Origin of the sequence: Streptomyces sp. NPDC047880 (assembly GCF_040706515.1) — a bacterium.
In the GTDB taxonomy this organism is placed as follows: Bacteria; Actinomycetota; Actinomycetes; order Streptomycetales; family Streptomycetaceae; genus Streptomyces.
In genome coordinates this window covers 1-10,754 of the sequence record NZ_JBEZOK010000049.1, presented here as the reverse complement: position 1 = coordinate 10,754, position 10,754 = coordinate 1, and the positions used below count along the sequence as shown (strand labels likewise).

The following is a 10,754-nucleotide window of genomic DNA, read 5'->3' as shown; positions in this document are numbered from 1 at the left end:
GTCCGTGAGTTCGTGTCGCCGCACCATACGGGCATCCTGCCCGGCCCACCACGAGATCCACCCAGCCCACCAAGAGCCATCAGAAACGGCCTAGTGCCGCGGCGGGCAACGTTTGCCCGTGAAGGAGCGGCGTCCGGTGCGTGCTCTCGGCGTGCCGGGCGTCGCGACGGGGCGAACGTTGCCTGCCGCGGCACTAGTTCGGCGGGCGGTACGGGCAGTTGACGTCCTTCGCAGGCAGGTGACCTCGGCGTCCCGGCCACGGTGTGTGCGTGGCCGGGACGCCTGGGCACCGGGACGCCGGGGCGGCTCGCGCGGCCTTCTTGTCGGCTGACCGCGCGAGCCCGTCAGAACCAGTGCAGGCAGTGCGGCGGGCGCTCCGCCCGGAAGAGTGTGTCGGCGCGAGTCGCCGCGTCCGGGCGGTGGGTTCTGATCTGTCCGGCGCGCACCAGCGTGCTCGGAGTGGTGCCGCCGAGGTAGAGGGAGCCCAGGTCCCTGATGTCCAGGGACAGGTCGGGCTCCCGGTCCGTCGGGACGCAGTCGGCCGTGCCGTCCCGGACGGTCAGCAGGTAGCGGTCGTGGTCGCCCAGGAACGGGTCGTCCACGTCCAGGACGAGTTCGCCGTCCGTGAGCCAGCCGCGCGCGGTCAGTGCGCCCGGGACGTCCAGCAGCCGTACCCGGAGCCAGTCCATGGCGCCGCTCACTTCGCCGGCGCGGACGCTGCCAGCGCAGCGGGTGTTCGGGCGGGACGTGCTTGAACACGACCTTGGTGACCAGGTCGTGTCCGAGTGCGAAGCGTCCACACGGACCCGCAGATCAGGGCGGCCAAGATCCGTCAGGCGTTCCAGGGCTCGGGATGCGACGAAGCGCGGGAGCGGCTCGTTCTCACGGCAGCCGCCGATGTGACTGCGGCGATCGACGCTTCGTACCACTCGCTGCGCCGGATACGTGAGGAGCTCGCGTCGGGATCCACGCTCGCGTCCGAGGAGTACGACACCGCCCGGCAGGCTCACGGGGATGCCACCCGCGCGGCTCGCGTGGTCCTCCGAGCGGATCTGGCCGGACTGGAGGCGTGACCCGAGTCGGCTGGCCGCCCCCCCCAGTGCTTCTCTGGCTGCCCTTACTTCTTCTTCGGCGACTTCTGCTGTTGCCGTTCGTCGTTGCGGCGATGCTCTTCCATGTCGTCCATCGCCTTGACCACCAGCATCATCTGCCCGCTGCCCGGGAGTGTGCCGTATTTCGCGACGTTGTCGTTGAACCGCTTGGGGTTCGCCGCCACCTCTTCCATGGCACGTCCCCACAACTTGCCCAGCAGACCCGTGCCGTCGCCGCCGGCAGCGCCGATCGCGTCGCCGATCCTTCCGTAGATCTCCTTCTCGATCCTGCCGGGTTCCCGCTCCCGCTCGGAATCCGCCATGTGCACTCACTCACCTTTGCCTCGTCATTCAGCGGACAGGGAGTTGACGGTCAGTCGACCACTATTGGAATCGATCCAGGCATTCCGGGCAAGGGCGGAATTCCCTACGCATGTTGGGTGTGCGGTACGTCGTCGGCTTCGCCCATCACTTCCACGCCGGTCCGGGGAAACGGCCCGGAAGCCGTTTGAGGCCCAGCAGTTCAGCCGGGCGGTCGGCCACAGGGGAACGACGGTCAGCCGCGCAGCGCCAAGTGGTACGACGAAGCCCACAGCACCGCCGCGCTGCCCACGCCCACCACGACCCGCACGGTCTCGTCCGCGAACCCTGCCGCGACCAGGACGAACCCGGCGACCGCGACGGCCGTCAGCAGCGACGCCGTCCACCGGTACTGCCACTGGTCGTACAGGCGGGCGAGCGGGAAGAAGTGCAGCCCTACGACGAGGGCGATGCCCGCGGGGACGACCTCGGGCCGGTCCGCGGCGTTGGACGCCGCGATGACGGCGAAGACGGCCACCAGCTCGACCGTGTTGACGATGCCCACGCCGCGTGCCCAGCGGGGCGGCAGGTTCACCGGCCGGGGCGAGGGCGTGGCGTTCTCGCGGTACCCCAGGTGGATCGCCGCCGCGGTGAGCAGCAGTGCCGCCGCTTCGATGCCGAGCGGCGCGGCGTCCGTCGCCGAGCCGGTCCCGGAGGCCGCCGCCACGGCCCACAGCAGCGCGAACACCGAGAGCACCAGCACGCCTCGGCGGCGCAGGGTACGGGTGAGCGCGAGGCACTCGGGGTCCCCGGCGGACGGGACGGCGGGCGTTGCTGCGGAGGTCGACGGCACTCGCGGAGAGTACAGGGGCCCTGTGCGGGGTTCCGTCGCTTTCTGCGATGAGGCCGGATTCCGTCGGTCGGCCCGGTGGCGGAATGACCGTTCTCCGGTCCGGAAACAGTTCGAAACATTCGGATAGAGGAGTTCTTCATTTCGGGGTGGCAAGGGGCTTTCCGGGTCGTCCGCTCACTGTTCCATGGCCATCAACACCCGGCTGACCAGCGGGATTCAGGAGAATCGCGCCGACGCATGAGACCGAACATTTCGTCATCACCGTCGAAACCATTGACAGTTGACAGGGCCCGGCCAACACTCCCCGATGACAGAGCTCCCCCGTCGACCCACCCCACGAGGACGAGGAGGAAGCACCCCCCATGAAGAAGTCACCAGGCCGCTTCCGGTTGCTCATCAGCAGCACCTGCACCATGCTGCTGGTCGCCGCCGCGGCCCTCACGATGCCCGGCACCGCGCACGCCGACACCGTTGTCACCACGAACCAGACGGGCTCCGACAACGGCTACTACTACTCGTTCTGGACGGACGCGCCGGGCACGGTCTCCATGACCCTGTCGTCCGGCGGCAGTTACAGCACCTCATGGCGCAACACCGGGAACTTCGTCGCAGGCAAGGGCTGGAGCACCGGCGCCCGCCGCACCGTGACGTACTCGGGCTCGTTCAACCCGTCCGGCAACGCCTACCTGACCCTCTACGGCTGGACGGCGAACCCGCTCGTCGAGTACTACATCGTCGACAACTGGGGCACCTACCGGCCCACCGGCACCTACAAGGGCACCGTCACCAGCGACGGAGGCACGTACGACATCTACAGGACGACGCGGTACAACGCCCCCTCGGTCGAGGGCGTACGCACCTTCGACCAGTACTGGAGCGTGCGGCAGTCGAAGCGGACGGGCGGCACCATCACGGCCGGCAACCACTTCGACGCGTGGGCCCGCGCCGGGATGCCGCTGGGCAACTTCAAGTACTACATGATCATGGCCACCGAGGGGTACCGGAGCAGCGGCAGCTCCAGCATCAGGGTGGGGCCGTGAGGACGAGACGCGTGCCGGCGGTCCTCGTGACGGCGGCGGCCGCGGCTCTCACGGTCACGACCGTCACGGCCTCGACCGCCGTCCCGGCGGACGCCCCCGCCCCGGCGCGGGTCTCCACTCCGGCGCCGGCCGCCGCCTGCGGCGGGTACGTCGGACTCACCTTCGACGACGGCCCGTCCGGCAACACGCCGAAGCTGCTCGACGCGCTCCGCCAGAACGGGCTGCGGGCCACGCTGTTCAACCAGGGCCAGTACGCGGCGGCCAGCCCGTCCCTGGTCCGGGCCCAGGTGGCGGCCGGCATGTGGGTCGCCAACCACAGCTACACCCACCCGCACCTGACCAGGCTGAGCCAGGCACAGATCGACTCCGAGATCTCCCGCACGCAGCAGGCCATCGCCAACGCGGGGGGCGGCACACCGAAACTGTTCCGCCCGCCGTACGGTGAGACCAACGCGACGGTGAAGTCGGTCGCGGCCCGGTACGGCCTCACCGAGATCATCTGGCAGGTCGACTCACAGGACTGGAACGGGGCCAGCACGGACGCGATCGTGCAGTCCGTCGCCCGCCTCACCGACGGCCAGGTCATCCTCATGCACGACTGGCCCGCCAGCACCCTCGCCGCCGTCCCCCGTATCGCCCGGACGCTGGCGTCACGAGGCCTGTGCGCGGGAATGATCTCCCCCCGGTCGGGCCGGGCGGTGGCCCCCTCCTGACCGTGTGGCGCGACGGCTTCCACCGCCGTCGCGCCAGACGGGGTTCTTGCACGATGAGCACCACGAAAGGGGGCCCTCCGATGAGCGATGGCATGAACTCCAGCGGCTGGGACGTCCTCGACGCCTCCCACGAAGCACTGCGAACCGCGGTCCACGACGTCCCCGACGACGGCTGGCACCTGCCGACGCCCTGCGCGGACTGGACCGTCGCCCAGGTCTTCCAGCACGCCGTCGGCGACCAGATCGGCTACGCCGCCGCGCTGACCGGTGGACCCGGGCCCGACTTCGACCCGTTCGACCCGCCGGGCGAGATGGAGGGGGTGGACCCGGCGCAGTCGCTGGAGGACGCCCTGGCACGCGCGGCGAAGGCGTGGGCGGGGGTCGGCCCGGACACCGCCGAGGTGCCCACGCCGGTGCCGCCGCACACGATGTCCCCGTGGTCGGGCTCGGCGGCGTGCGGGCTGGACGCAGCGGTCCACGCCTGGGACATCGCCCGGGCGACGGGCAGGCCGTCGCCGCTCACCCCCGAGTTGGCCCGCCCCCTCCTCAAGGTCGCCGGGGAGATCGTCGAGCCGCTGCGGCCCTACGGCGCGTACGCCGCCGCCCTGGCCCCCGAGCAGGGCGACGACGACGTGGCGGTCCTCCTGCGTCACCTCGGCCGCGACCCCCGCTGGAGCGCCTCTTAGGGTTCACGGCGGCTCTGGGGGTGGGCACGCGGGTCGGCGTATCTGAGTACGCGTGCTCATGACCGGGCCCGCGGCGCGCCCGATGCTGGCTGTATGAGGAATCGGGGAATCGTGGCGGCCGGAGCCGCTCTTGTCGGCGGTGTACCCGTGGCCGCCTGGGGATTGATGGGGCAGCAGAACTACAACGGGCTGCCGGCCAGTGAGCTGGACTACGCGTTCCAGCCGTGGGACATCGGGGACGGCGTGGCCGCGGTCGCCGGCGGGTTCGCGCTGGCCCTCGCGCTGGCCGGTGTGGCGTGGCTCGTGCGGGCCTCGCTGCGCGGGGCGATGGACCAGCGGTGGTGGGGCGTGCTCGGGCCGCTGGTGGCGCTCGGGCTCATGGCCGGTGTGGGCTGGCGGATCCTGACCGCGGGGGGCATCGGAGCCAACATCGGGGCCGGGCTGCTGATCTTGTTCGGTACGCCGATCGCCGCCGGACTGCTGCTGTGGTCCCTGGCGTGGGCCTTCTGGCTGGTCACCCAGCGCCACGGCCCCGAGGGCGGGCTCGGTGGCGGCGACCTGGGCGGGGTCGCCTCCCGCGGGGTGTAGCGGACGGGCCGTGGCCGAAACACCACGGCGGGCGGGAGGCGGGAAGGTCAACTCCCTAATCCCGCCGGGGTATTCGCCTAGGTTGGTGGGCCGGTCACCTTCCCCACCCCCCAGGAGGACCCGCCGTGTCCGACGACAGCCTGCGCGACCGCATCGACACGTCCAAGCCGCACTCGGCGCGCTTCTGGAACTACTTCGTCGGCGGCAAGGACAACTACGAGGTCGACCGCGAGATCGGCGACCAGATCAAGTCGATCTTCCCGGGGCTCGTCGACGTGGCGGTCACGAGCCGGCGCTTCCTGGGGCGGGCCGTCACACATCTGGCCGGTGAGCGGGGCGTACGGCAGTTCCTGGACGTCGGCACCGGGCTGCCGACCGCCGACAACACGCACGAGGTCGCGCAGCGCGTGGCGCCGGAGTCCCGGATCGTCTACGTCGACAACGACCCCATCGTGCTGGCCCACGCCAACGCCCTGCTCAGCAGTACCCCCGAGGGCAGGACGGCGTATCTGGACGCCGACCTGTACGACCCCGAGGCCGTGCTGAAAGCCGCCGCCGGCACGCTGGATCTCTCGCGGCCGGTCGGGCTGATGATCCTCAACACGCTCGGCCACGTCGCCGACCACGGGCAGGCGCGCGAGCTGGTGCGGCGGCTCATGGCCGGGCTCCCGTCCGGCAGCTACCTGGTGATCAGCGACAGCACCGCGACGAGTGAGGGCATGATCGCCGCGTCGGAGGCGTACAACTCGAGTGGGGCGGTGCCGTACTACGTCCGGCCGGTGGCCGAGATCGCCGGGTTCTTCGACGGGCTGGAGCTGGTGGAGCCGGGGGTGGTCCGGGTTCCCGAGTGGCGGCCGGAGGGGGATGCAGGGGGTCCCGGGGCGGGAGCCGGGGCCGCCGCTGTGGATGCGTACTGCGGGGTGGGGCGCAAGCCGTAGCGGCCCGCCGTCGTCGTGTGCGGCGCCATGGGGGCCGGTCGCGCGGTTCCCCGCGCCCCTGAAGGGCGCCGGCCCGCCGCCGCCGGGTACCGCGCCGTAGAGGCCGGGCGCGCGGTTCCCCGCGCTCCTGAAGTGCGGCGCCGTAGTGGCCGGACGAGCGGTTCCCCGCGCGCCTGGGTGGGGCCCGTCCCCGTCCGTCACCCGGCTCGCCGAGCAATGGCCCGCCCACCAGCAGGCGGTCGGTGATCTGCCACCCCCACCTCCTCGTCCTCGTTCGCGAGCCGACGATCAGTGTTCGGCGGCATGTACGAGTGGGGAGGGGCAGTCATGGCTGAGGATCCGATCGACCTGATCCGCCTGGAGGGGGAGGGCAACAGCGTCGTTCTCCGGATCGTGGGGCAGGAGGAGCGGAAGGGTTCCGCCGAGGCCGGCGTCCTGGTCGGAGAGTTCCTGGTCGATACGCCTTTCGTCCGTGGCGCCCTCAAGACCTGGATCTTTCCCGAGGACCTGCGGCAGTGGCAGCAAGCCCTGGACTCCCTCGACGCGGGACGCGACATCGCCTGGCGCGAGGGGCACAGCGCTCCGTGGCTGTTCATCGACCTCGACGAGGACGACGACCGGTGCCAGGTCACGATCAAGGACCATGCGATGTCCCTGACCACGGTGACGGTCACCGTCCCCCTGGTCGATGCCTGGTTCGACGACGCGTACCGACGCCTCGACCTGGTAGGGGAGACCTGGCCCACGGCGGTCTGACCTGTCCCCGTCCGTCACCCGTCCGGGTCCGTCGTCCCAGGCGTCGCCCCCCTCCACGCGATAATCAGGACATGCCCGCCCCTTCCCCCGTCCCCGAGCCCGTCGGCCGGCTGCTCGGGGAGCTGGTGGCTGTGGGGGAGGGCTACTCCCTGCTGCTCGCCGGGAGCTGTGCCGTGCTGGCTCACGGGCTGGTGGAGCGGGTCGGGCGGGACGTGGACGTGGCCACCGGGCATCCGGCGGCGATGGAGGTCGTCGCGGACGCCGTGCGGACCGGGCTGGTCGGACGCGGCTGGCTCGTGCAGACCCTGGAGGCCGGGGCGCTGTCCGCACAGTTCCTCGTGACCGACGCGCCGAGCGGCGCGGAGTGCGAGGTCGCCCTCCGCAAGGAGGTGCTGTGGCGTCCGCCGGTGGAGACGGAGCTCGGGCCGGCGCTCGCCCTCGACGACCTGGTCGGCACCCGGGTGCGGGACCTGGCCGACCGGGGACTCGCGCGCGACCTGGTCGACGTGCACGCCGCCGCGGCCCACTGGAGCCACCCCGAACTCGAGGAGCTGGGCCGCCGCCACGCCCCCGACACCTTCGACCTCACCGACCTCCAGGCCCGGCTCACCGGCACCGACTGGCTCGACGACCGGGCGTTCACCGTCCACGGCCTCGACGCCGCGGCCGTCCCCGGGCTGCGCCGCTGGGCCCAGGAGTGGGCCGACGACATCGCCGAACGCCTCATCGAGGGCGAGGCCCCGGACGAGGAATGACCACGCCCCCGCACGGCGACTGACCGGTCGGTACCCTGACCCGATGGGGAACGGGGCAGCCGGGCAGATGGGGGTCGTCGCCGCGCTGGTGCGCACGGCGTTCCTCGTCGACGGTGTGTACGCGGAGGCGGGCAGGGCGTACGGACTGACGCCGCAACAGGGGCAGTTGCTGTGTGTGCTGCTGCCGCATCCGTACGGGATGAGCGAGTTGGGCGAGACGCTCGGGCTGGCGAAGTCGAGCCTGACCGGGCTGGTGGACCGGACGGTACGGCGCGGACTGGTGCGGCGGGAGGCCGACCCGCGCGACGGACGGGCCGTGCGGGTCGGGCTGACGGACGAAGGTGCCGCGCTCGCCGGGAAGTTCCACGCCGAGGCCTGCCGTCGTATGGAGGCCCTGCCGTCCGGGCTGAGCGGTGCCGAGCGGGACCGGCTCGCCGCCCTGCTGTCACGGGTCGTCGTGGACAACGCCGTGCCCGAGGTGTTCGGCACCTCACCGACCTGAGCCGTTCAGCAGCTCACCGGCCCGAGCTGATCCCACCTCATCCGCCTGAGCCGTTCAGCAGCTCACCGCCCTCGGTTCGGCCCGCTTCCGCGCCCTCATCAGCCACAGCGTCACCCCCGCCGATCCCACGGCCATCGCCGTCATCGCCCCGGCCGGGGAGGTCAGTTGGGCCACCGATCCGGCCAGCGCCGCCGCGACCCCCTGCATCGTGAGCGTCCCCGCCGAGTGCAGGCCCAGCGCGTGTCCCGTGAGCCGGTCGGGGGTGAGGGCCACCAGTCGCTCCTGCTGCACGAGGCTCGCGCCGAACCCCACGGAGGCCAGGGTGACCGCGGCCGCCGCGAGCGGAAGGGCCGGGTGCAGCAGGAACGGCACGTACGGGACGGCCAGGAGCAGCAGCAGCGGGAAGCCCAGACGGGGGCGGAGGCTCGGTGGGAGCACCCGGCCGACCAGGACGTCCCCGGCGAGCATGCCCAGCGCGGCGCAGGCGAAGAGGGTGCCGGCGGCGCCGGGGGCGTAGGAGACGTAGAGGGATTCGCAGCCGACGACCAGGCCGTTGGGGATCCACAGCGCCAGATAGACCTGGCGGCGGGGCGGGGAGGACCAGAGCAGCGCGTTGGCGCGCCAGGTCGCCGCCGCCGAGGGGCGGCCCGTCGTACGGGGCGGGCGGCGGGTCAGGCCGAGGCGGACGACGACGGCCGCCGTGCCGTACAGGGCGGCCGCCGCCAGCAGGGACAGCCGTGGGGACAGCAGGGCCACGAGAGCGCCGCCGGTGGCGTAGCCGGCGATCTGCATCACGCCGCTCATCATGTTGAGCACCGAGCGGCCCAGCAGGTAGCCGTCCTTGGAGAGGATCTCGTTGAGCAGGCCCCAGCGCACTCCCCCGCCCACGGACTCCACCAGCCCCTTGGCGAAGACGATCGCGAAGAGCGCCCAGACGGGCAGGCCGGGCAGGGCCAGGGCTGCGGTGGCCGCGGCGAAGAGCAGGGGGAGGGCCGTCAGGGCCGCGCGCGGGGGCAGCCGGTCGGACGCGGAGAGCAGGAAGGTCGCGCCCAGCACCTGCACCAGCGACGAGCCGAACATGCTCACCGCGGACAGCACCGGTGACTCGGTCGCCCGGTACACCAGGGTGCCCAGGGCGAGTCCGCCCATGGTCTGGGCGACCGTCTGCGCCGACGCGGCCAGGAAGAACGGGCTGAACTCGGGGGTGCGGAACAGATCGCGGTAGCTGCGCATACGCGGAGTCTTCGACGCCCCCGTGTGCGTGGTTATTGTTTCGCGCGTACGCGAAACTTCGCGGACGTGCTCGCGGAGCGGGCCTCATGGACGTGCTCGAGCAGGAGCACACGGACGTCCTCGCGGTGCAGGAGCTCGCGAACGTCCTCGCGGTGCACGGGCGCGCGGAGATGCTCGCGAAGGGGGTGGCCGGTGGGCTGGTGGCAGATCAATGCCGACACTCTCGCGGGGAGCCGCTTCGTGATCTCGCCGTTCGCCGAGGCCTTCGCGAGTCTGCGGCTGCTGCAAGCGGCCGAGGCGGCGCATCCCGGTGAGCGGCGGTGGCTCGACGCGCATCTGCCGGCCTACCGGCGGCGGCTGGCGGGTGATCCGGTGACCGCGCAGCTGATCAGCGCCGGGATCGGGCGGGAGTGGACGGCGGACTTCCTCTCCCCCACCCCGCGGGACGGGGAGACCTTCGAGCAGGGCGTCGCGCGGGTGCGGGCGGCCGACCCGGATACGGCCCGCGCCGACCTGGCCGTCTCCCTGCGCGGACCGGTCCCGGCCCGGCTGCACCGGGGCGATCTGCCGCAGCGCGCGGCGGACCTCCTGACGTACGTCTGGACGACGGCGGTGCTGCCGTACTGGCCGCACCGCCGGCACGTCCTCGAAGCCGATGTGGTCGCCCGGACCGCGCAGGTCAGCCGGGGTGGCTGGGCGAGTGCGCTGGACACGCTGCGGCCGGGGACGCAGTGGCTCGGGGAGAACCGGCTCCAGGTGAACGCGCATGAGTACCCGCCTCGTGAGCTGTCCGGCGCGGAGCTGGTGTTCGTGCCCGTCACCACGCAGCGCATCGGCTGGGTGGCGTGGGAGGGGACGGACCGGTACGCGCTGGTCTATCCGTGTGCCGGGGCACTCGCCGACCCGGGCGGCGGGCCCGTGCCGGCGGGCCTCGGCGCGCTGCTCGGCACCGCCCGCGCCGGTGTGCTGGTCCGGCTGGGCTCGCCCCTGAGCACCAGCCAGCTGGTCGCCGTGACCGGGCAGGGGCTCGGGTCGGTGGGGCGGCATCTGCGGGTGCTGCTGGACGCCGGTCTCGTGGAGCGGCGGCGGGCGGGCCGGTCGGTGCTGTACTCGCGGACGGCGGCGGGCCGGGTGCTGGTGGAGGCCGCCGAGGCCCGCAGCCGGCCGGACACCCGGCGGAGCTAGTGCCGCGGCGGGCAACGTGTGCCCGTGAAGGAGCGGCGTCCGGTGCGTGCTCTCGGCGTGCCGGCCGGAAGCCCTCGTACGGGGCGTACTCGGGCTTTCGGCCGGTGCGGCGAG

The 10,754-nt window shown here is 72.4% G+C and carries 13 protein-coding genes and 1 pseudogene; 10 read left to right on the top strand and 4 right to left on the bottom strand.

Translation table 11 applies throughout. The features are described from left to right. Positions 1–344 precede the first annotated feature (344 nt). Positions 345–795, bottom strand: a pseudogene (locus AB0937_RS38305) (sterol carrier protein domain-containing protein); the annotation flags it as partial. On the opposite strand from AB0937_RS38305, the gene AB0937_RS38300 reads away from it, so the two are divergent. Next, positions 786–1,073, top strand: coding sequence for a hypothetical protein (locus AB0937_RS38300; RefSeq protein ID WP_366718805.1), 288 nt, complete (start codon positions 786–788; stop codon positions 1,071–1,073). The pseudogene AB0937_RS38305 and the gene AB0937_RS38300 overlap by 10 nt on opposite strands. 44 nt (positions 1,074–1,117) lie before the next feature. Here AB0937_RS38300 and AB0937_RS38295 read toward each other — a convergent pair whose 3' ends face one another. Next, positions 1,118–1,414, bottom strand: a complete 297-nt coding sequence (locus AB0937_RS38295) for a hypothetical protein (RefSeq protein WP_366718804.1) — start codon at positions 1,412–1,414, stop codon at positions 1,118–1,120. 233 nt (positions 1,415–1,647) lie between these two features. Beyond that, the gene (locus tag AB0937_RS38290) at positions 1,648–2,244 is read right to left on the bottom strand and encodes a hypothetical protein (protein ID WP_366718802.1); all 597 of its coding nucleotides are present in this window, start codon (positions 2,242–2,244) and stop codon (positions 1,648–1,650) included. Positions 2,245–2,606: 362 nt separating this feature from the next. Between AB0937_RS38290 and AB0937_RS38285 the strand changes: the two genes are divergently transcribed. The 8 genes from AB0937_RS38285 to AB0937_RS38250 all read left to right on the top strand — a co-directional run bounded on the left by AB0937_RS38285 (position 2,607) and on the right by AB0937_RS38250 (position 8,222). Then, on the top strand, positions 2,607–3,284 hold the full coding sequence (locus AB0937_RS38285) for a glycoside hydrolase family 11 protein (protein WP_366718800.1): 678 nt from the start codon (positions 2,607–2,609) through the stop codon (positions 3,282–3,284). Beyond that, positions 3,281–3,997 (top strand): polysaccharide deacetylase family protein, encoded by a 717-nt coding sequence (locus tag AB0937_RS38280; protein WP_366718798.1) that lies wholly within the window; start codon positions 3,281–3,283, stop codon positions 3,995–3,997. The genes AB0937_RS38285 and AB0937_RS38280 overlap by 4 nt, the downstream gene beginning before the upstream one ends. A gap of 80 nt (positions 3,998–4,077) precedes the next feature. Continuing rightward, positions 4,078–4,683: a TIGR03086 family metal-binding protein gene (locus AB0937_RS38275; RefSeq protein WP_366718796.1), complete on the top strand. Its 606-nt coding sequence runs from the start codon at positions 4,078–4,080 to the stop codon at positions 4,681–4,683. Between the two features lie 93 nt (positions 4,684–4,776). Next, a complete protein-coding gene (locus AB0937_RS38270; RefSeq protein WP_366718794.1) occupies positions 4,777–5,271 on the top strand; it encodes a hypothetical protein in 495 nt (164 codons plus the stop codon). Positions 5,272–5,396: 125 nt separating this feature from the next. Then, positions 5,397–6,209, top strand: a complete 813-nt coding sequence (locus tag AB0937_RS38265; protein WP_366718792.1) for an SAM-dependent methyltransferase — start codon at positions 5,397–5,399, stop codon at positions 6,207–6,209. Positions 6,210–6,536: 327 nt separating this feature from the next. Beyond that, on the top strand, positions 6,537–6,965 hold the full coding sequence (locus AB0937_RS38260; RefSeq protein ID WP_366718791.1) for a DUF5959 family protein: 429 nt from the start codon (positions 6,537–6,539) through the stop codon (positions 6,963–6,965). 71 nt (positions 6,966–7,036) lie between these two features. After that, positions 7,037–7,720, top strand: coding sequence for a hypothetical protein (locus AB0937_RS38255; RefSeq protein WP_366718789.1), 684 nt, complete (start codon positions 7,037–7,039; stop codon positions 7,718–7,720). Positions 7,721–7,787: 67 nt separating this feature from the next. Continuing rightward, positions 7,788–8,222, top strand: a complete 435-nt coding sequence (locus AB0937_RS38250) for a MarR family transcriptional regulator (protein WP_366718807.1) — start codon at positions 7,788–7,790, stop codon at positions 8,220–8,222. A 54-nt stretch (positions 8,223–8,276) separates the two neighbouring features. Here AB0937_RS38250 and AB0937_RS38245 read toward each other — a convergent pair whose 3' ends face one another. After that, positions 8,277–9,455, bottom strand: coding sequence for an MFS transporter (locus tag AB0937_RS38245; protein WP_366718787.1), 1,179 nt, complete (start codon positions 9,453–9,455; stop codon positions 8,277–8,279). Positions 9,456–9,647: 192 nt separating this feature from the next. On the opposite strand from AB0937_RS38245, the gene AB0937_RS38240 reads away from it, so the two are divergent. Beyond that, positions 9,648–10,640, top strand: coding sequence for a winged helix-turn-helix domain-containing protein (locus AB0937_RS38240; RefSeq protein ID WP_366718785.1), 993 nt, complete (start codon positions 9,648–9,650; stop codon positions 10,638–10,640). The last annotated feature ends 114 nt before the right edge of the window (positions 10,641–10,754 follow it).